The 19,394-nt window shown below is 64.2% G+C and carries 17 protein-coding genes; 8 read left to right on the top strand and 9 right to left on the bottom strand.

Features of this window, described 5'->3' with window-relative positions; translation table 11 throughout:
* Nucleotides 1-2 precede the first annotated feature (2 nt).
* Entirely contained in the window at nucleotides 3-833 is an 831-nt protein-coding gene (locus AC0L2J_RS24490; RefSeq protein WP_473394786.1) for a DUF2076 domain-containing protein, read from the top strand.
* 409 nt (nucleotides 834-1,242) lie between these two features.
* On the opposite strand, the gene AC0L2J_RS24485 is transcribed toward AC0L2J_RS24490, so the two are convergent.
* Nucleotides 1,243-2,043, bottom strand: a complete 801-nt coding sequence (locus AC0L2J_RS24485; protein ID WP_473394785.1) for a L,D-transpeptidase — start codon at nucleotides 2,041-2,043, stop codon at nucleotides 1,243-1,245.
* 315 nt (nucleotides 2,044-2,358) lie between these two features.
* On the opposite strand from AC0L2J_RS24485, the gene AC0L2J_RS24480 reads away from it, so the two are divergent.
* Nucleotides 2,359-3,138 (top strand): protein phosphatase CheZ, encoded by a 780-nt coding sequence (locus AC0L2J_RS24480; protein WP_007614982.1) that lies wholly within the window; start codon nucleotides 2,359-2,361, stop codon nucleotides 3,136-3,138.
* A 161-nt stretch (nucleotides 3,139-3,299) separates the two neighbouring features.
* Here AC0L2J_RS24480 and AC0L2J_RS24475 read toward each other — a convergent pair whose 3' ends face one another.
* Nucleotides 3,300-3,821, bottom strand: coding sequence for a hypothetical protein (locus AC0L2J_RS24475; RefSeq protein WP_007596953.1), 522 nt, complete (start codon nucleotides 3,819-3,821; stop codon nucleotides 3,300-3,302).
* 313 nt (nucleotides 3,822-4,134) lie between these two features.
* Here AC0L2J_RS24475 and AC0L2J_RS24470 point away from each other — a divergent pair, with 313 nt between their 5' ends.
* The 3 genes from AC0L2J_RS24470 (at nucleotide 4,135) to AC0L2J_RS24460 (ending at nucleotide 7,622) form a co-directional block, all read left to right on the top strand.
* Entirely contained in the window at nucleotides 4,135-4,431 is a 297-nt protein-coding gene (locus AC0L2J_RS24470; protein ID WP_007596954.1) for a co-chaperone GroES, read from the top strand.
* Between the two features lie 146 nt (nucleotides 4,432-4,577).
* The gene (groL, locus tag AC0L2J_RS24465) at nucleotides 4,578-6,209 is read left to right on the top strand and encodes a chaperonin GroEL (RefSeq protein ID WP_473394784.1); all 1,632 of its coding nucleotides are present in this window, start codon (nucleotides 4,578-4,580) and stop codon (nucleotides 6,207-6,209) included.
* Nucleotides 6,210-6,410: 201 nt separating this feature from the next.
* On the top strand, nucleotides 6,411-7,622 hold the full coding sequence (locus AC0L2J_RS24460; RefSeq protein WP_473394783.1) for a hypothetical protein: 1,212 nt from the start codon (nucleotides 6,411-6,413) through the stop codon (nucleotides 7,620-7,622).
* Between the two features lie 148 nt (nucleotides 7,623-7,770).
* Here the strand turns inward: AC0L2J_RS24460 and AC0L2J_RS24455 are convergent, their stop codons facing one another.
* The gene (locus AC0L2J_RS24455) at nucleotides 7,771-8,169 is read right to left on the bottom strand and encodes an META domain-containing protein (protein ID WP_473247231.1); all 399 of its coding nucleotides are present in this window, start codon (nucleotides 8,167-8,169) and stop codon (nucleotides 7,771-7,773) included.
* 138 nt (nucleotides 8,170-8,307) lie between these two features.
* Entirely contained in the window at nucleotides 8,308-9,972 is a 1,665-nt protein-coding gene (locus AC0L2J_RS24450; protein WP_007614990.1) for an L-lactate permease, read from the bottom strand.
* 310 nt (nucleotides 9,973-10,282) lie between these two features.
* Here AC0L2J_RS24450 and AC0L2J_RS24445 point away from each other — a divergent pair, with 310 nt between their 5' ends.
* Nucleotides 10,283-12,046: an ABC transporter ATP-binding protein/permease gene (locus tag AC0L2J_RS24445; protein ID WP_473394782.1), complete on the top strand. Its 1,764-nt coding sequence runs from the start codon at nucleotides 10,283-10,285 to the stop codon at nucleotides 12,044-12,046.
* Nucleotides 12,047-12,287: 241 nt separating this feature from the next.
* Here AC0L2J_RS24445 and AC0L2J_RS24440 read toward each other — a convergent pair whose 3' ends face one another.
* From AC0L2J_RS24440 to AC0L2J_RS24420, 5 genes are all read right to left on the bottom strand, one after another.
* The gene (locus AC0L2J_RS24440) at nucleotides 12,288-13,298 is read right to left on the bottom strand and encodes a TorF family putative porin (RefSeq protein ID WP_007614994.1); all 1,011 of its coding nucleotides are present in this window, start codon (nucleotides 13,296-13,298) and stop codon (nucleotides 12,288-12,290) included.
* Between the two features lie 417 nt (nucleotides 13,299-13,715).
* Nucleotides 13,716-14,087 carry a hypothetical protein gene (locus AC0L2J_RS24435; RefSeq protein ID WP_007614995.1) on the bottom strand — a complete coding sequence of 124 codons (372 nt, stop codon included), beginning with the start codon at nucleotides 14,085-14,087 and terminating at the stop codon, nucleotides 13,716-13,718.
* Between the two features lie 99 nt (nucleotides 14,088-14,186).
* Nucleotides 14,187-15,509, bottom strand: a complete 1,323-nt coding sequence (glcF, locus tag AC0L2J_RS24430; RefSeq protein ID WP_473394781.1) for a glycolate oxidase subunit GlcF — start codon at nucleotides 15,507-15,509, stop codon at nucleotides 14,187-14,189.
* Nucleotides 15,506-16,744 carry an FAD-binding protein gene (locus tag AC0L2J_RS24425; RefSeq protein ID WP_473394780.1) on the bottom strand — a complete coding sequence of 413 codons (1,239 nt, stop codon included), beginning with the start codon at nucleotides 16,742-16,744 and terminating at the stop codon, nucleotides 15,506-15,508. Before AC0L2J_RS24425 ends, glcF begins: the two co-directional genes overlap by 4 nt.
* Before the next feature lie 62 nt (nucleotides 16,745-16,806).
* Complete coding sequence (locus AC0L2J_RS24420; RefSeq protein ID WP_007596965.1) at nucleotides 16,807-18,300, bottom strand: FAD-linked oxidase C-terminal domain-containing protein; 1,494 nt, start codon at nucleotides 18,298-18,300, stop codon at nucleotides 16,807-16,809.
* A gap of 273 nt (nucleotides 18,301-18,573) precedes the next feature.
* On the opposite strand from AC0L2J_RS24420, the gene cycA reads away from it, so the two are divergent.
* Entirely contained in the window at nucleotides 18,574-18,969 is a 396-nt protein-coding gene (gene cycA, locus AC0L2J_RS24415) for a cytochrome c-550 CycA (RefSeq protein WP_007615001.1), read from the top strand.
* Nucleotides 18,970-19,095: 126 nt separating this feature from the next.
* Nucleotides 19,096-19,392 (top strand): type II toxin-antitoxin system RelE/ParE family toxin, encoded by a 297-nt coding sequence (locus AC0L2J_RS24410; protein WP_063993978.1) that lies wholly within the window; start codon nucleotides 19,096-19,098, stop codon nucleotides 19,390-19,392.
* Nucleotides 19,393-19,394 lie beyond the last annotated feature (2 nt).

Below are 19,394 nucleotides of genomic sequence, written 5' to 3'. Positions count from 1 at the left end.
CCATGACGCCGCAGGAACGCCAACTCGTCGACGAGCTTTTCGACCGGCTTTCGAAACTGGAAAATGCACCGCGCGATCCCGACGCGATCGCCGCGATCTCCGACGGCCTGCGCAAGGCGCCCGGCGCGATCTATGCGCTGGTGCAGACCACGCTGTTGCAGGACGAGGCGCTGAAGCGTGCTCACAATCGCATCCAGGAGCTGGAGGCGGCGCAGGCGCCCGAGCAGGCGCAGTCTGGTGGTTTCCTGGACACCATGCGCGACACGCTATTCGGCGGGGGCCCGTCGCGCGGCTCGGTTCCGAACGTGCCGCCGCGTGATTCGCGGCCGGTGTGGAACAGCGGCCAGGCGATGCAGCAGACCCAGCCCGGTTACGGCCAGCCGCCTTATGGGCAGGCATACGGTCAGGGCCCAGGCCAGGGCTATGGCGCGCCGCCGGTCGGCGGTGGCGGCGGCTCGTTCCTCGGCACGGCGGCGGCAGCCGCGGCCGGCGTCGTCGGCGGCTCGCTGCTGCTCTCCAGCATCCGCGGCATGATGGGCGGATCGCATCAGCAGGCCTTCGGCGACACCAATGCTCTGGGCGATCGCAGCGCTGGTGGAGGTCCCTGGAGCGGCAGCGATCAGTCCGGCGGCTCGCTCGCGCGCGATGCCGGCCTCGACGACATCGGGTCGAACCGCGACCGTGGTGATGCGTCCCGGCAGGGCTTCGCCGACCACGCTTCGAACGACGACCAGAATTACAACGATCAGAACGACAATGGCGACGATAATATCGACCTCGCCGACGACAGCGATTTCGGCGGCGGAGATGATGGCGGCAGCGATTACGCCTGACGCTTTTTATCCTTGCTCCAAAGCGAAACGGCCGCCCATCGAGCGGCCGTCTTGTTTCAAAGGGTAATTGAGGTCAGCCGCCCCAGTGCTGGCTTTGGTAAGGATCGCTGTATCCGCCCGATGACGAGTACGGGGCCGCGTAGGGAACATAGGCAAAGCCCGCAGCCGCACGCGGCGTGACATGGGGGGCGAAACTTTGTGTGGCAGGCGCGACATGCCGCTTATGATTTGCCGTCCCGGCACTGGCCGAGGCGGTCAGGGCGACAAGGATACCCAACGCCAAGATCGTACGCATCGCAATTGCTCCTATTGAGTTGCCATGCGTAGCTAGGCTTCGGCCCTTGCCGCACCAGTCCGCCATCCCTTCACGATCGTTCACTTCCCCGGCATCAAAGCATGCCGTCAGGTCTCACATCACCACGACCTTGGTGCCGACATTGACGCGGCCGTAGAGGTCGATGACGTCCTCGTTGCGCATGCGGATGCAGCCTGAGGAGACGTTGGTGCCGATGGTCCAGGGCTCGTTGGAGCCGTGGATGCGGTAGAGCGTGGAGCCCAGATACATCGCGCGCGCGCCAAGCGGATTTTCCGGGCCGCCTTCCATGTGCCTCGGCAGGTCAGGACGGCGCGCGATCATTTCCGCCGGCGGGGTCCACGCCGGCCATTCGCGCTTCGCCGTGATCGACTTCACGCCGGACCAGGTGAAGCCGGGGCGGCCGACGCCGATGCCGTAGCGCATCGCGCGGCCATTGCCCTCGACCAGATAGAGGAATTTGTTCGGCGTATCGACCACGACCGTGCCGGCGCTTTCGTTGCCGCTATAGTCAACGAGTTGTTTCTCGAATCTCGGGTCGAACTGACGCTGCCGCGGATCCACCGCCTCCTGCTGGAGACCTGCGCCCTGCATCTGCGGCTCGCCCATCGGCGGCAGGCGACGCTGGTCATAGTAACCTGGCTGCTGCTGATACACCGGCTGCTGCGGAGCGTAGGCCGGACCGCGACCGGGCCCGTCGCCGAAGATGAACTCGATGAAGCCGCCGCCCATGTTCGAATTGGAGGCGACGCGCACCGGCGCAGGCGGCACCTGCGGCTGGTAGAGCACCGTGGGCGGATCGTTCGGCACGCTATTGTCGAAGGCGCTGGCGCTGTTGGCGCCGGCAATGAAGGTGCAAGCGCTGCCAAGCAGCGCAACAGACATTTTCTTGAACATCGACGTACTCTGTACTGTTTCGTCTAGATCACACGCGTCGTGGCGAGGTGATGGCTGATCCGCACCCGCGACGTGGTCAATAAAGAGCAAAAGCCGTTTTGTTTGGTAAACGGAAACGCCGTTTCGATTCACCACGTCGTCGGCAGCGGTGCAATTTGGCGATCAGCGTTTATTTTCGATGAACGCCGCGCACGCATGGTTAATCGCTCGTTTGCAAGCTGTCGCGCACAACCGGGACGATAGTTCCGGCTGTGAACTTCGTGTTAAATCGCTTCTGCCTACAAAGACGCGTGAGTGAGGTGGGGGGAGTTCTTGATGGCTATTCACCGCAAACGTTTTCGTGTCGAGGAGGCTATTGTCGGCGAGATGCCCAGCCCCGAAATGATTGAGGAGGCTGCGCCGATGCATAGCGAGATCATGGCCGAGTTGCGTGCGATCCGTGCACAGATGGCGAAGGGCACCGCGCCCTTGTCCGGCAGCGCCGCCATGGCGGCGATCGACGCCTCCACGGCCCACGAGCTCTCCGAAGCCCGCACCATGCTCGATACCTACCGGGCGCAGATCGAGCAGTGCGAGAAGCTGAAGGTCGAGCTCGACCTCATCCACGACGCCATCGACCGTACCAAGCGCGAGATCGCGACACTGCATGGCAAGAGCTTCGACGGCGGCGAAATGGCCAAGGTCAATGGCGAGCTCGGCGCGGTCGTCGGCGGCACCGAACAGGCAACCCAGCAGATCCTCGAAGCCGCCGAGTCGATCGACCAGGCGGCCAGCGCGATGGCCAAGGTGCAATCGGCCGATCAGCAGAAGCGGCTCGCCGACGATATCCAGGAACGCGTCATCTCGATCTTCGAAGCCTGCAACTTCCAGGACCTGACCGGCCAGCGCATCAGCAAGGTCATGAGCACGATGAAGTTCATCGAGCAGCACATCAATTCCATGATGGAGATCTGGGGCGGCGTCGACGCGATCAAGTCCCACGTCGTGCCGCAGGTCGACACCCGCAGCGATGACGACAAGCTTCTCAACGGCCCGAAGCTCGCCGGCGACGTCGGCCACGCCTCGCAGGACGACATCGACGCGCTGTTCGACTGAGCGGACGCGGCACTCTGAAAAAACAAAACGCCGGCGCAAGCCGGCGTTTTTTTCGTCATTGCGGGCGAAGCGAAGCAATCCAGACTGTATCCGCGGAGGCAGCCTGGATTGCTTCGTCGCTTCGCTTCTCGCAATGACGAGTGGCTAGGCCGGCGCCGCGATCACGCCCTCGGCGCGCAGCGGACGTAGACCATGTTGCCGTAGCGGGTGGCGGCGTCCTTGTCGATGAAGCGGGTGATGAGGACGCGGCCGTCGAAGGAGACGATCTCGCGGTCCTGCTCGCCGGGCGTCGGACCCGCCGGCCCGATATAGTTCTTGCCGCTGGGCGAACCCTTCAGCCGCAGCTCCTGCGGTGTTGCCTGGTCCGCCAGATGCATGATCACGCCGCCGGAGGAGCCGGCGGTGATCACGTAAGGATTTTTGCATTGGGCCCGGGCGGCAGCCTCGGTGCGGGCGCGGTCGGCCGGGTTCTGGAACGAGGCGAGGCCCCAGCGCCCGACGATCTCGTCGGCGCGGATCGACGCGGGCATTTCCGGACCGGTGCCGGGCTCGGCCTCGGGGGGCGGTGAGGACGAAGAAAAGGACGGCAGGCTCATGCCGCCCCCGCAGGCGCCAAGCAGCAGCGCCAGGCAAGAAGCCGCCGCCAGATTGGCGACCGTGCGCGCGTGAGCCGAACTGATCATGGCATTCCCCCGGACAAAACCATGGCCGCACCCCTGACGCAGCCAAGCGCAAAACCGCTGCCGGAGCAATGACGTCCTTTAATACGCCGGCGCCCCGAACAAGTTTCCAATGTCACCATCCTATATCCGTCTCACCAATCGCTTAACCACCTTTGCTTGACAGGATCGCGGCCAAGCCATATTCCCGGACGCACCATTAGCACTCTGAAAGATGGATTGCTAACGCGCGCCGATCGATCCTCGGGAAGGGTGGACGGAAGCGCCGCCCGCCCACTTTCACTCCTTCCGAAGCGAGCCTCCAAAGGGAAACGTCATGACTAAATCCAAATTTCGTCCGCTGCATGACCGTGTCGTGGTCAAACGTATCGACGCCGAGTCAAAGACCAAGGGCGGCATCATCATTCCGGACACGGCCAAGGAAAAGCCGTCCCAGGGCGAAGTCGTCGCCGTCGGCCCCGGTGGCCGCGACGAGGCTGGCAAGCTGATCCCGATCGACCTCAAGGTCGGCGACCGTGTGCTGTTTGGCAAGTGGTCGGGCACCGAGGTCAAGATCGACAACGATGAGCTCCTGATCATGAAGGAGTCGGACATTATGGGCGTGATGGCCTAAGGCCAGACGCCTGAACGGCCGCTGAATGCATGCCCGGGTCACTCGATCCGGGCATGCATCATTCCGCCGGGTTCGATCGCGGACCCCGGAATGAGGCGACCCAATAAGCAAGACACATCACGAAAAAAGAAGAGGAATTGCAGACCATGGCTGCCAAAGACGTCAAGTTTTCCGGAGACGCGCGCGATCGCATGCTGCGCGGCGTCGACATTCTCGCCAATGCCGTCAAGGTGACGCTCGGCCCGAAGGGCCGCAACGTGCTCATCGAGAAGTCGTTCGGCGCGCCCCGCATCACCAAGGACGGCGTCACCGTCGCCAAGGAGATCGAGCTCGAGGACAAGTTCGAGAACATGGGCGCCCAGATGGTGCGTGAGGTCGCTTCCAAGACCAACGACCTGGCCGGCGACGGCACCACCACCGCGACCGTGCTGGCCCAGTCCATCGTACGCGAAGGCGCCAAGTCGGTTGCCGCCGGCATGAACCCGATGGACCTCAAGCGCGGCATCGACATCGCGGTTGCGGCCGTCGTCAAGGACATCGAGAAGCGCGCCAAGCCGGTCGCCGCCTCTTCCGAGGTCGCCCAGGTCGGCACCATCTCGGCCAACGGCGACGCCGCCATCGGCAAGATGATCGCGCAGGCGATGCAGAAGGTCGGCAACGAGGGCGTCATCACCGTCGAGGAGAACAAGTCGCTCGACACCGAGGTGGACATCGTCGAGGGCATGAAGTTCGACCGCGGCTATCTGTCACCCTATTTCGTCACCAACCCCGAGAAGATGACCGCCGAGCTCGAGGACGCCTACATCCTCCTGCACGAGAAGAAGCTGTCCGGCCTGCAGGCCATGCTGCCGGTGCTGGAAGCCGTGGTGCAGTCGGGCAAGCCGCTCGTCATCATCGCCGAGGACGTCGAGGGCGAGGCGCTGGCCACCCTGGTCGTCAACCGCCTCCGTGGCGGCCTGAAGGTCGCCGCCGTCAAGGCGCCGGGCTTCGGGGACCGCCGCAAGGCCATGCTCGAGGACCTCGCGATCCTCACCGGCGGCCAGCTGATCTCCGAAGATCTCGGCATGAAGCTCGAGAACGTCACGGTGAAGATGCTTGGGCGCGCGGGCAAGGTGGTGATCGACAAGGAGAACACCACGATCGTCAAGGGCGCCGGCAAGAAGCCGGAGATCGAGGCCCGCGTCGGCCAGATCAAGGCCCAGATCGAGGAAACCACCTCGGATTACGACCGTGAGAAGCTCCAGGAGCGCCTCGCCAAGCTCGCAGGCGGCGTCGCGGTGATCCGCGTCGGCGGCGCCACCGAGATCGAGGTCAAGGAGAAGAAGGACCGCGTCGAGGACGCGCTGAACGCCACCCGCGCCGCGGTGCAGGAAGGCATCGTCCCCGGCGGCGGCGTCGCGCTGCTCCGCGCCAAGAAGGCGGTCGGTCGTCTGACCAACGCCAATGCCGACGTCCAGGCCGGCATCAACATCGTGCTGAAGGCGCTGGAAGCCCCGATCCGCCAGATCTCCGAGAACGCGGGCGTGGAAGGCTCGATCGTCGTCGGCAAGATCCTGGAGAACAAGTCCGAGACCTTCGGCTTCGACGCCCAGACCGAGGAGTATGTCGACATGGTCGAGAAGGGCATCATCGACCCCGCCAAGGTGGTGCGCACCGCGCTCCAGGATGCCGCCTCGATCGCCGGCCTGCTGGTGACCACCGAGGCCATGGTCGCGGAGTCGCCGAAGAAGGAAGCCAACTCCGGCATGCCGGCCGGTGGCGGTATGGGCGGCTTCTAAGGCCGATCCTTAGCCCACAGTGTTGCGAAGGCCGCCTCCGGGCGGCCTTCTTTTTGCCGATCATGGCCCGTGCTTTCCAATTCAACCGGCGGCCAAAACCCACTACGGTGACGCCCGATTCGAATTGTTTGGGCCTGATCTGATCGGAAAACCGCTTCACATTTTTCCGGATCATGCCCCATTGCCTCGGGGATTTCATCGATGCGCGCGCTTCTGTTTTGCTCCACGGCCGTTCTGGCGGCTCTGCTTGCAGTTTCGCCTGAGGTCGCATCCGCCCAGATGAAGCTGGCGCCGAAGGCCACGGCGCCCGGCGGCGTCGAGACGCGCTATTTCACCTCGATCGACGGGCTGATGGACGGCAATGCCGATGTGATCCTGAAGGAGACACGCCAGGGCAAGACCGTCACCGCAGCCGTGCTCGACGTCTGTTATCCCGTCGCGAAGAATTCCGACCGCAAGGACCGCTTCGTCGTCAATCTCCAGGTCGCGGGCCAGAACCTGACGGGTACGACGCAGAGCCTCGGCGCGAAGGCGCCAGTCACCGTCAAGCTGCTGCGCAAACAGGCCGGAGACACGTTCGAATTCCGCGGCCAGATCAGCATTGGCCAGGCCGTGACCGAGGTCACCTCGCCGGACAATTCCGATCTCAGCGAGAAGGAATTCCTCGACAATCAGACCTCCGACGATGGCATCACGCCGCAGCCGAAGGATTTCACCGACGTCTCGCCGGAAGCGATCGCGGTCAAGGTCAAGCTGGATGCCGCGACCGAGTTCCTGAAGAGCCTGAAGGGCCAGGACGTCGAGGTGACGCTGGCGAGCCTCGCCGTCGGCTGCGACGCGCTGCGCGCGGGCGAGCAGACCATCAACATGTCGGTCGATCCGGAGCGCGCCGGCGGCCTGCTGGCAAAATTCAAGGCGATGCCCGGCGTCACCGCCGCGGGCTGGACCGCGGGCATGACCGAGATGGACCGCACCATCCGCATTCCCGCCGCCGACTGGCGCGACGGCGACAAGATCAACCGCGACAAGCTCGCGGCCGCGGTGGCTGGCGTGCTGAGCAGGACGCTCGCGGCAAAGCCGGTCTCGCAGAGCTTCAACCCGGCGACCGGCAAGCTCAAGCTGGTGTTCAAGCGGCCGAACCAGGACTTTCCCGCGCTCGAGCTCACCGACACGATCGAGGTCGCGGGCCTCGTCTCGCCCGACAAGCCCGGCACGACCGACAAGCTCATGCTCTGGATCGGGAGTCCCGCGACCACGACCGCCGACGAGAGCAGCGGCGCCAAGCTCAATCTCTCGGATGATGCTTCGGCCGACGAGGAAGGCGATCAGCCCGACGACAACGGTTCGGTCGAGGCGCTCGCCAAGGAGCTGAAAGGCCAGCGCTGGGACGCCGACAAGTCGGTGTGGAAGTAGACCCTCGTGCCCCGGACGCAGCGCAGCACGTCAGTGATGCGCTGCTGAGCCGGGGCCCAAAAGCCGCGCACGAGATCGACGACAGATACCTGGGTCCCGGCTCTGCGCAGCAGCGTGCACGCTGCAGCGCGTCCGGGACATGAGAGACCTAATTCCCGTTGACGCGGAAGCGCAGCGGCTTGGGGCCGACGAGCGTGAGCACGTCGCCCTGGCGCTTCCAGGTCTCGACGCTGCCCAGGGCTGCAACGAGATCGTCGTCGGACTGGGCCCTTGCCGGCGGGCAGGATCGGTCCTGGATCTGGCCGGGGACGAAGATCACGGTGTTGCCGGCAACCGAGAACTGGCCCTTGCCGCCCTTGCACCAGAGCTCCAGCACGACCTCGCCATTGTCGCCGATCTCGATGTTCGGAATCCGCTTCGAGCCCGGCTGCGGCAGCGCCTCCAGCGTCATCTCGGTGCCGAACGGAAAACCGTCCTCCGCCCGCGCGAGCGTCGACATCGCGAGCATTGCAACCGCCGCACACACCGTCTGCCTGAACGAAACCATGAGACCTCTCGACCGACCTGATTTGCGGCACCTTCTATAAGACGGCGGCGCCGTTGAGAAGGTTCGCCCATGCACAACGCAAAAATCCCCGCGAGGACCAACCTCGCGGGGATTTGCGTTGAAGCCGGGCGTGGCCTGCTACTTCAGCACCATCGCCGTGAACGGATAGACATAGGCCTGCAGCGTCACGAGCACACCGACGAGACAGGCCAGCACGATCGAGTGCCAGAACACGAAGCGCAGGATGGTGCCCTCGTGGCCGTACCAGTTGGTGGCCGTGGATGCGACCACGATCGATTGCGCGTCGATCATCTTGCCCATCACACCGCCGGACGAGTTCGCCGCGCCCATCAGGATCGGCGACAGGCCGAGTTGCTCGGAGGTGATCTTCTGCAGGTTTCCGAACAGCACGTTGGAGGCGGTGTCCGATCCCGTCAGCGCCACGCCCAACCAGCCGAGCAGCGTGCCGAAGAAGGGATACAGCACGCCGGTTGCAGCGAAGGCGAGGCCGAGCGTCGCGTCGACGCCGGAGAGCCGCGTCAGCGTGCCGATGGCAAGCATCGCCGAGATCGTGATCAGCGAGATCGCGCACAGCCGGATTGTGCGGCCGTACTGGATCAAGAGCTTGCCGGGCCCGACGCCCATCAGGAAGCCGGAGATGATCGCGGCGATCAGCATGCCCGTGCCGGTGAAAGAGAGATAGGTGAAGCCGAACACCGCGCTCTCTTTCGTCGGCCCTGGCGCAACCGGCGGCATCTTGTTGATCATCTGATGCAGCTCGGGAACGGGATAGCTCCAGGTGAAGATCGAGTTCGCCCAGGTCTTGAATCCACCATTGCCCCAGATCAGCATCACGATACAGACGATGATCCACGGCAGCAGCGCGCTGAACAGCTCGCTTTGCGTCAGCGGCGTCTTGTCCATCGGTTTTGCCGCGGCCATGGTGGCGGCCGATTCATCGCGGCCGCGCAGCGCCGGGGACAGCCAGAGCTGCCTGGGTTGCCAGACCTTCAGGAACAGGATCAGCGCCCCCATCGAGATCAGCGACGCACCGATGTCGACGATCCAGGGATTGACGTAGTTGGAGATCACGAATTGTGGGACCGCGAACGACACGCCGGTGACCAGGATGGCCGGCCAGACATCCTTCATGCCCCTCCAGCCCGCGAACGCCCACACCACCCAGAACGGCACGATCAGCGAGAAGAACGGCAATTGCCGGCCGACCATCGCGCCGAGGATGTAGGGATCAAGCCCGGTGACCGAGGCAAGGCCCTGGATCGGCGTACCCAGCGCGCCATAGGCGACCGGCGCGGTGTTGGCGATCAGCGACAGGCCGCTTGCAGCAAGCGGCGAGAAGCCGAGGCCGATCAGGACGGCGCCCGTGATCGCGACCGGCGTGCCGAAGCCCGAGGCGCCTTCGAAGAAGGCGCCGAACGAGAATGCGATCAGCAGCAATTGCAACCGCCGGTCCTCGGTGACGCCGCCGACCGCGCGCTTGAGCAATTCGAAGCGTCCGGTGGTCACCGTCACCTGGTAGAGGAAGATGACGTTGAGAACGATCCAGCCGATCGGGAAGAAGCCGGTGACGATGCCCAGCACCGAGGCGCGGATCGACATGTTCGCCGGCATGGTGAAGACGAAGATCGTGATCAAATTGGCCACGATCACGGCAATGACCGCCGCGATATGAGCCTGGACGCGGCCGCTCGCGATCAGGACCAGCAATGTGACGACAGGGACTGCCGCCGCGATCGTCGACAGCACAGGGCTGTGCAACGGGTCATAAACTTGATTCCACATGATCTTCCTCCCCACGCATGTGTGCTGCAGGCGGCCCGCGTGGACAGCCGATCCTGCTTGACGCTGAAGCGATAACCCCCGAGCTGGACGCGAATTCCTCGCGAATGCAGCGGTTCCCGTCCGCTCACAAGCTCGCGAAATCCCGGAGGCCCCCACCCCGCGCCGATGGGCCCATGCTAGGGTTGCAAGCTGCGACAAGCCAACGCAAATTGCAGGACTTGCGACTTTAGTCTAAGCGCGCCGATTTCCGCCATCGTCCCAGGTCTTTGGCCCGGGCAGTTGTGCACATCCCCTCAGGAGACAGAGCTCTGTGAAGAACATCAGCGCCACGCTCGCGATCGTCTGGCGAATCGCCGCCCCGTATTTCCGGTCGGAGGACAAATGGGCCGGCCGCGGCCTGCTCGCCGCTGTCATCGCAATGGAGCTGGCGCTGGTCGCGATCGACGTCCTGGTCAATCAATGGCAGAACCGGTTCTACAGCTCGCTGCAGGCAAGTGACTGGGATAGCTTCGTCAGGGAGATCTGGATCTTCATCGGCCTCGCCTCCGCCTTCATCGCGCTGGCGGTCTACAAGCTGTACCTGAACCAGTGGCTCCAGATCCGCTGGCGGCAATGGCTGACCCGGCACTATTTGGGCGAATGGCTGCAAGGCGCCACCCACTACCGCATGCAGCTCAAGGGCGATGCGGCCGACAACCCGGACCAGCGCATCACCGAGGACGTCAAGAACTTCGTCGAGCAGACCCTGACCATCGGGCTTGGCCTGCTCTCATCGATCGTGACGCTGTTCTCCTTCGTGATCATCCTCTGGGGGCTTTCCAACGCCGCGCCGTTGCACCTGTTCGGCACCGATCTCATGATCCCCGGCTATCTGTGCTGGGGCGCGTTGGTCTACGCGATCTTCGGCACCGCGCTGACGCATTGGATCGGTGCTCCGCTGGTCAATCTCAATTTCGAGCAGCAGCGCTATGAGGCCGACTTCCGCTTCAACCTCGTCCGCGTCCGCGAGAATTCCGAGCAGATCGCGCTGCTGAAGGGCGAAGGCGCCGAGCGCGGCCGCCTGCTGGATCGCTTCGGCTTCGTGATCGGCAATTGGTACGCCATCATGAGCCGTACCAAGCGCCTCACCGCGTTCACCGCGAGCTATCAGCAGGCCGCCGTGATCTTTCCCTACGTGCTGGTGGCGCCGGCCTTCTTCGCCAAGAAGATCCAGCTCGGCGACATGATGCAAACCGCCTCCGCCTTCTCGAGCGTACAGGGCGCATTGTCGTTCTTCGTGACGGCGTACCGGTCGCTGGCGGAATGGCGCTCGATCGTCGCCCGCCTCGACGGCTTCGAGATGTCGGTCGATGCGGCCGCGAACCTGCCGCCGCACGAGCCTGCGATTGCCCTCAAGGCCGCCGGCGGCAATCGCAATATCGCCCTCGAGCAGCTCTGCGTGAACCTGCCGAGCGGCACGCCGCTGGTCGCCGCCGACGCCTTCTCCGTCCAGACGCCGGAGCGCGTGCTGGTGACCGGACCATCGGGCTCCGGCAAGTCGACGCTGTTCCGGGCCATCGCCGGCATCTGGCCGTTCGGCACCGGCAGCATCTTCGTCCCGGAAAAGGCGAAGCTGATGATGCTGCCCCAGCGCCCCTATTTCCCGGTCGGCGTGCTGCGCGACGCGGTGGTCTACCCGGCCGCGCCGGGCGCGTTCGAAACCTCACGCGTCAGGGATGCGTTGATCGCGGTCGGGCTGCCCGACCTCGCCGAGCGGCTTGAGGAGGACGGTCATTGGAACCGGATGCTGTCGCTCGGCGAGCAGCAGCGCCTCGGGCTCGCCCGCGCGCTGCTGCACGCGCCGGACTATCTGTTCCTGGACGAGGCCACGGCCTCGCTGGACGAGCCGTCCGAGGCCCGCCTGTACCGGTTGCTGGCGGAGAAGCTGCCACAGGCCACCCTCGTCTCGATCGGCCACCGCTCGACGCTGGAAGCCTTCCATACCCGCAAGGTGACGATGGTGAAGCACGGCGCGATCCACGTCCTCGATGACGGTGGTGTGCCGGTCGAGAAGGAGCCGAGCGCGGCACGTTGAGGCGGCTCGAATAGCCTGACGCTATGGCCCTTCGTTGCGGCCATCTTTCGAGACGTCCGCCTTTGGCAGGCTCTCAGGAGGAGGTCTGTCGTCGGGGTGAAATCTGTGAGCCCTCGTGGTGAGGAGCCCGCCGGGCGGGCTTCTCGAACCATGCAGGCCCGTGGCCTGCACCCCAAAGCCCCAAAAACAAAAGGGCGGCAGGTTGCCCTGCCGCCCTCATCAAGTCGCTTCGGGAAGAAGCTTACTTCAGGTTGCTCATTGCCGTCAGGTCGAACGACAGCTTGGCAATGCCGGCCGCGCCGCACCAGTTGGAGCCGACGCCTGACGGATTGATTGCGGTCACGAAGGTGCCGGTCGAAGCGGTCAGGTTGCCGCGAGCCGCGTAGTCGCTGGTGAAGGCGTTGCAATCACCCTTGGAGAGATTGGTGTCGGAATAGCGCAGGTCCAGCGTCGCCACCTTATAGGTGAAGCCGATGCCGAGATTCCAGGTGTTGTAGTCGGCATACTTGATGCCGTTCGGGAACGCGACAGTGCCGTAGAAACTGTCGGAGGTGCCGAGCCATTGACGACCGAACTCACCCGAGACGTACATGCCGACGCCGCTGGGACCGAAGACGGTGGACGGCGCGGTGTACTTGCCGGTGACCGAAGCGTAGTTGCCCCAGGCACCCGAGTTCAGATAGCTCGGGGTGTAGTATTCGGTGATGCCGAACGTCCAGTTGTCGTTCACCGTGTAGGTGGCCTTGCCGTAAACTTCGAAGAAGCTCAGATCCTTCTTGATCACGTTGGTGTTCAGAAGGGCCTTCTCGGCGCAGCCAGCGCCCTGGAACACGCCGGCGTTGTCGATACCGGTGCCGCCGAAGTAGCAGGTGCCACCCGGATATAAGTAGCCCCAGACGCCGATGTCGAAGGCGAAGGCGCCGAAGGTCGGGCGGATACCGCCGTAGATGTCGATTTCGCCGGCAGCACGGTTCGGGAACGAGATGCTCTCACCGGCCACGCCAACGTAGAGCTGGAGGTCCTTGGTCAGGTTGTAGCGCGGCTCGAAATAGGCGGCGACCGACGGCTTGTGATTCGACTGGGTGATGCCGCGGAAGACGTAGTCGCTCATGATCGCGCCACCGAAGGCGACATCCCAGGGGTCAAAGGCGGGCGGCGGCGGCGCCTTCAGTGCCTTCACATGCATGTCTGCCGCGAAAGCCGAGCCCGTCACCATTGCCAGCGCCGTTGCCAACAAAGCCACTTTTTTCATTTCGATCCCCATCACCAGTTCTAAGACCCCAGCCGGATCCCGGAAGCCCCCCGGAACGCACGACCTGATTGCAAATTTCGTAACTGCGGCAATCTGGATGCAGTGGCGTAAACCGAGAAGCAAAAAACGCGGGCATCTGCCGACTTTTTGGGCGTTCTGACGATTCCACGGAAGGTTGTCAGCCTGTGTGTCTTCTCGAACACATTATTTGCATTCCAAAGTGCACTGGGAGGCCCGGGTTAGTACGGGTCCTGCGGTACCGTGCTGCCCCCACCACGAATCAGGCTGCTTCCGGACAAGACCATCCTCCGCCCGCCGGCGCGCCGATGCAAAAAAGGCCGCAGCATCACCGCTGCGGCCTTCCTGTTGTCGATCGTGGTCGTCGGATGGGATCCAGCCTTCGGCCTGACCTTGGGCTTACCCTTGTCCTTCGGCCGGTGTCGTGTCCGCAGAAGACGAAGGCATCGCCCAGCTTGTCTCGGCGGCGGCCTCGGGAGCCGGAGCTGCCGGCGTTGACGGCTTCGGCGCGGGAGCTGCCTTCGCCTTCTTCGGCGTCGCTTTCTTCGCAGCCTTCTTGGCGGCCTTCTTAGGGGCAGCCTGCTTAGCGGCTTTCTTGGCCGACTTCTTGGCGGCCTTCTTCGGCGCGGCCTTCTTGGCAGATTTCTTTGTGGCTTTCTTGGCAGACTTCTTCGCGGACTTCTTGGCTGCCTTCTTTGAGGTCTTCTTCGCCGCTACCGCCTTCTTGGCCTTTTTGGCCTTCTTGCTTTTTTTCTTCTTCGCTTTCGCCATCGTGGTCCTCCTGTTGCCGCCGAACAATGGTCGATCGGGTGTCTTCAACCGTCACCTCCGGACGAAAGCTCAGCCCTCGAAAGCTCAGTCTTCGAAAGCTCAGTCTTGCGCGTTCAATGCCGGCCGCGATCCGCCCGTAGCCCAATCGAGAAGCTCAATCGTGTGTACGACCGGAACTGACGTGCCACTGGCAATCTGCACCATGCAGCCGATATTGCCTGCGGCAATCATGTCCGGCTTGACGCTCGCGATGTTGGCGACCTTGCGATCGCGCAACCGGCCCGCAAGCTCGGGCTGGAGAATGTTGTAAGTCCCCGCCGAACCGCAACACAAATGGCTCTCCGGCACATCTTTCACCACGAATCCATTATTGGAAAGCAATTCTTTCGGAAGGCCCGTGATTTTCTGCCCGTGCTGCAACGAACACGCAGAGTGATAGGCGACGACGATGTTGTCCTGTCGCGCGGTGGCCGCGAGTCCAAGGCCGGCGACGTATTCAGTGATGTCCTTGGCGAGCGCGGAGACCTTCGCCGCATCGGCGGCAAACGCAGCGTCCTCTCGCAGAAGATAGCCGTAGTCCTTGATCACGGTGCCGCAGCCTGACGCCGTCACCAGGATGGCGTCGAGCCCCTCGCCGGCCGCTTCCGCGCGCCACGCCGCGACATTGGCGCGAGCCCGCCCCAATGCGTCCTGGTCGTTGCCGAGGTGATGGGTCAGCGCGCCGCAGCACTGCTCGTCCCTGACGAGGACGACCTCGATGCCGTGGCGCGTGAGGAGACTGATGGCGGCCTGGTTGATGCGCGGCGCCAGCACCTGCTGGGCGCAGCCCTGGAGCAGCGCGACCCGGCCGCGCTTCTTGCCGAGTGCCGCGAACACACTGCCGGCGGCGGGCCCCGGTGGCGGCAGCCGGTCCGGCGCCAGCGCCAGCATCGCCTTGAGGCGCAGGATCAGGCCGGGTGTCGCCGACGGCCGGGGCGTCGGCAGGAACGCGGCCAGCGGGCGGGCCAGCCGCGCCAGCCACATGCTGGCGCGGAAACGCTGCGGGTCCGGCAGGACGAAGGCCAGCACCCGGCGCAGCAACCGCTCGGCAGGCGGCCGCTCGTAACGCTGCTCGATCCTGACCCGGGCCTGATCGACCAGATGCATGTAGTTCACCCCCGAGGGGCAGGTCGTCATACAGGCCAGGCACGACAGGCAGCGGTCGACATGTTTGACAACTTCGGCCGTCGGCGTCTGGTCCTTCTCCAGCATCTCCTTGATCAGATAGATGCGGCCGCGCGGGCTATCGAGCTCATCGCCAAGCAGCACGTAGGTCGGGCAGGTTGCGGTGCAGAAGCCGCAATGGACGCAGGCGCGCAGGATCTTGTCGGCTTCCGCGATGTCGGGATCGGCGAGCTGCGCGAGTGAGAATTCCGTCTTCATACCGCAGCGCCCCGCGTCAGCCGGCCCCGGTTGAGGATGGTCTTCGGATCGAAACTGGCGCGGACCCGCTCGCTCAACGCGGCAAGGCCAGGGGCCTGCGGGGGGAATACATCGATCGTGCGCCTGATGTCCTCGGCCGCCCGGATCAGCGTGGCGTGCCCGCCGGCCGCATTGACACGTTCGCGCACGGCCGGGGCATGCGCGTCCGGCGTCGGTGGCAAAGCCGCCCAGACCAGTCCACCGCCCCAATCGTAGATCAATTCACCACCGGTCTCGCGCGCCAGCAGCGTCCCGAGCGCCGCGCCCGACGCCGGCGGACAGACGATCCGCCAGACCGGCCAGGCCCCCAGCGCGCCGTCAGCCGCGAACGGCAGGACATCGCGGATCGTGGTCCACAGCGCCGCTGACGCGACGTCCTCGACCAGCGTCGCGGTTCCGAACGGCGCCAGCAATTCGCGCAGCGAGCCGGCACGGTGGGCGGCCGAGGCGGTAATGCCCTCGAGCCGCAGCATGGTCAACGCCTCGCTTTGACCTGCGATATCGCCGAGGCCTTCGATCTTGGTCCGGAACGCCGATGTCGGCAGGTGCGCGGCCCCGGAGACGTCGAAGGGCGAGCCGAGCGCCGCCGTCATCGCCTTGTTGGCGGCGGCATCGTCGAGCCCGCGCAGCAACAGCGTCCGCTCGGCCTCCGGCTTCGGCATCACCTTCAGCGTGACCTCGGTCATGACCGACAGCGTGCCCCAGGAACCGGCGAGAAGCTTGCAGAGGTCGTAACCGGTGACGTTCTTCACCACCTTGCCGCCGGTCTTGAAGCTGTCGCCGAAACCGGAGACGGCATGCGCCCCGAGCAGATGGTCGCGCGCTCCGCCCGCCTTGATCCGGCGCGGACCGGCCAGGCCAGCCGCGATCATGCCGCCGATGGTGCCGAGCGCGGGCGTGCCGAGCAGCGGCGCGGTGTTCATCGGCTCGAAGGCGAATTGCTGGTTCTTGGCATCGATCAGCGACAGCACGTCGGCCAGCGGCGCCCCGGCCTGGAGCGTGACAATGAGTTCGTTGGGCTCGTAGGCGGTGATGGCGTTCAGCGCGGAGACGTCGAGCACGGCGTTGGTCGCCATCGCATGACCGATGCCGCGCTTGGAACCATGGCCGATGATCTCGAGCGGCTGCTCATTGGCAATCGCCGCGCGCACCACCTCTTCGACGTCTTTGGCGTCTCGTACCTTGAGCGTATCCACGACTGAGGCGGTAGCGAAATTTGCAGCGAAAATCAAATTTGGCGCGTTGCAGCGAGGCGACGCTAGAATCGCGGGATGTCGGGAAACGCCAGCTTGCCGGCGTGGACGTGCATGCGGCCGAGCTCGGCGCAGCGATGGAGGGTCGGAAACACCTTTCCGGGATTGAGCAGGCCCTGCGCATCGAAGGCGCATTTCAGGCGCTGCTGCTGATTGAGGTCGATCTCGCTGAACATCTCCGGCATCAGATCGCGCTTCTCGATGCCGACGCCGTGCTCGCCGGTGAGCACGCCGCCGAACTCGACGCAGGCGCGCAGGATATCGGCGCCGAAGGCTTCGGCGCGCTCGATCTCGCCGGGCTTGTTGGCGTCATAGAGGATCAGCGGATGCAGATTGCCGTCGCCGGCATGGAACACGTTGGCGCAGCCGAGCTGGTATTTTTCCGATAGCTCGCGGATGCGCGCCAGCGCCTTCGGCAGCGCGCCGCGCGGAATCGTACCGTCCATGCAGAGATAGTCCGGCGAGATGCGGCCGACGGCGGGGAACGCGGCTTTCCGACCGGCCCAGAACAGATTGCGCTCGGCCTCCGAGGTCGAAATCTGGCAGGTGGTCGAGCCGCAAGCGTTCGCAATCGTCTCGACTCGCGTGATCAGCTCGTCGACCTCGATCTTGGGACCATCGAGCTCGATGATGAGGAGGGCTTCGACATCGAGCGGATAGCCGGCATGGACGAAGGCCTCCGCGGCGTGGATCGCGGGCTTGTCCATCATCTCCATCCCGCCGGGAATGATGCCAGCGCCGATGATGCGCGCCACGCATTCGCCGGCCGCCTCGACTTGCGCGAATCCGACCATCAGCGCGCGCGCCGTCTCCGGCTTTTGCAGGATGCGCACCGTGATCTCGGTGATGACGCCGAGCAGGCCTTCCGAGCCGGTGATGACGCCCATCAGGTCGTAGCCGGAATTCTCCGCCGATTTGCCGCCGATGCGCAGGATCTCGCCGCTCATCAGCACGATCTCGCAGCCGAGCACGTTGTTGGTGGTCATGCCGTATTTCAGGCAGTGCACGCCGCCGGAATTCTCCGCGACATTGCCGCCGATCGAGCAGGCGATCTGCGAGGACGGATCCGGCGCGTAGTAGAACCCGGCATGCGCAACCGCCTGGCTGATCGCGAGGTTGGTGACGCCGGGCTCGGTGACGACGGCGCGGTTGTCGAAATCGATCTCGCGGATGCGCTTGAACTTGCCGAGGCCCAGGAGCACGCCGTCTTCCAGCGGTAGCGCGCCGCCGGACAGCGAGGTGCCGGAGCCGCGCGGCACCACCTTGATGCCCTGCCCTGCACAATATTTCAGGACGAGCGAAACCTGCTCGGTCGTGTCGGGCAGCACCACGACCATCGGCGGCTGCCGATAGGCCGTCAATCCGTCGGATTCATAGGCCCGCATCTCGGCAGGCGTATCGATCACGCCTTCGCCCGGCACGATTGCGCGCAATGCAGCCACGATCTCAGCGCGGCGCGCAAGCACGGCCTGGTCGCTCGCGGGCATCATGATGGCCATAACATTTCCTTCATGGCATATCCTTCCGGTCAAGGCCGCACGATCGATTTGTCGCGATAAATCAACCACGTCCGCGGTGGTTTGGGTAGGCCATCCGAAAGTCGGATCGACGATCTTGCGCGAGTTCGCTCTGGGACAAGTAGGAAATCGTGAAACCTGCCATGGTTTGGCGGCTTGTCCAATCCGAGCAGGCCTGCCAAAACCGGCAGGTCCGACCATTGCCGATCAGGCATGCAACTGACCAGCCCCCAGGGAAGAGACGAAGAGCACCCGATGACAAAACTGATTTTTGGCGCCTTGACCATCCTCACCGCGATTGCCACCGCACCTGCCGCGATGGCGCAGGATGCCGCGGCCGGCAAGTCTTCGTTCAACAAATGCCTGGCCTGTCACGCGATCGGCGAAGGCGCCAAGAACAAGGTCGGCCCCGAGCTCAACGGCCTCGACGGCCGCAAGTCCGGCACCGCGCCGGACTACAATTACTCGGATGCGAACAAGAATTCCGGCATCACCTGGAACGAGGCGCAGTTCAAGGAATACATCAAGGACCCCAAGGCCAAGATCCCCGGCACCAAGATGGCATTCGCCGGCATCAAGAACGAAACCGAGATCAACAATCTCTGGGCCTACGTGTCGCAGTTCGACAAGGACGGGAAGGTCAAGCAGTAAGCGCGCGACAAGCGGCGTCCTCGCCGCCAAATCCAGGGGTATTTTCCTGAAAAGAAGCCCCGCCGGCTATGAGCGTTGCCATTGTACCACTATGTGGTACAATGGTTCAACCGGCGGGGCTTGTTGATGATCTCGGGTTTCCGTGACGAATGGCTGCACGCCTTCTTCGTTCACGACGTCAGATCAAGACGGATTCCCGCCGATATCGAGGACAGACTTTTTCGCAAGCTTCAGATGCTCGACGACGCGACGTCGGATCAGGACCTTCGGGTGCCCCCAAGCAATCATTTCGAGAAGCTGCGCGGCAATCTGGCAGGATTGCATTCGATCCGCATCAACAAGCAATGGCGGCTGGTCTTTCGATGGTCCAGCAGCCGGGGCGAGGCCGAAGAAGTCTATTTGGACGATCACAGCTACAGATAGGC

It is taken from the genome of Bradyrhizobium sp. MV1.5, from assembly GCF_055807615.1.
This window is presented reverse-complemented; position numbering and strand designations above follow the sequence as displayed.

Excerpts from the sequence above, each read along its gene's own strand:
- AC0L2J_RS24490 (WP_473394786.1), top strand. The coding sequence starts at position 3 with ATGACGCCGCAGGAACGCCAACTCGTCGACGAGCTTTTCGACCGGCTT.
- AC0L2J_RS24485 (WP_473394785.1), bottom strand. The coding sequence starts at position 2,043 with ATGTTCAAGAAAATGTCTGTTGCGCTGCTTGGCAGCGCTTGCACCTTC.
- AC0L2J_RS24480 (WP_007614982.1), top strand. The coding sequence starts at position 2,359 with ATGGCTATTCACCGCAAACGTTTTCGTGTCGAGGAGGCTATTGTCGGC.
- AC0L2J_RS24475 (WP_007596953.1), bottom strand. The coding sequence starts at position 3,821 with ATGATCAGTTCGGCTCACGCGCGCACGGTCGCCAATCTGGCGGCGGCT.
- AC0L2J_RS24470 (WP_007596954.1), top strand. The coding sequence starts at position 4,135 with ATGACTAAATCCAAATTTCGTCCGCTGCATGACCGTGTCGTGGTCAAA.
- groL (WP_473394784.1), top strand. The coding sequence starts at position 4,578 with ATGGCTGCCAAAGACGTCAAGTTTTCCGGAGACGCGCGCGATCGCATG.
- AC0L2J_RS24460 (WP_473394783.1), top strand. The coding sequence starts at position 6,411 with ATGCGCGCGCTTCTGTTTTGCTCCACGGCCGTTCTGGCGGCTCTGCTT.
- AC0L2J_RS24455 (WP_473247231.1), bottom strand. The coding sequence starts at position 8,169 with ATGGTTTCGTTCAGGCAGACGGTGTGTGCGGCGGTTGCAATGCTCGCG.
- AC0L2J_RS24450 (WP_007614990.1), bottom strand. The coding sequence starts at position 9,972 with ATGTGGAATCAAGTTTATGACCCGTTGCACAGCCCTGTGCTGTCGACG.
- AC0L2J_RS24440 (WP_007614994.1), bottom strand. The coding sequence starts at position 13,298 with ATGAAAAAAGTGGCTTTGTTGGCAACGGCGCTGGCAATGGTGACGGGC.
- AC0L2J_RS24435 (WP_007614995.1), bottom strand. The coding sequence starts at position 14,087 with ATGGCGAAAGCGAAGAAGAAAAAAAGCAAGAAGGCCAAAAAGGCCAAG.
- glcF (WP_473394781.1), bottom strand. The coding sequence starts at position 15,509 with ATGAAGACGGAATTCTCACTCGCGCAGCTCGCCGATCCCGACATCGCG.
- AC0L2J_RS24420 (WP_007596965.1), bottom strand. The coding sequence starts at position 18,300 with ATGGCCATCATGATGCCCGCGAGCGACCAGGCCGTGCTTGCGCGCCGC.
- cycA (WP_007615001.1), top strand. The coding sequence starts at position 18,574 with ATGACAAAACTGATTTTTGGCGCCTTGACCATCCTCACCGCGATTGCC.
- AC0L2J_RS24410 (WP_063993978.1), top strand. The coding sequence starts at position 19,096 with ATGATCTCGGGTTTCCGTGACGAATGGCTGCACGCCTTCTTCGTTCAC.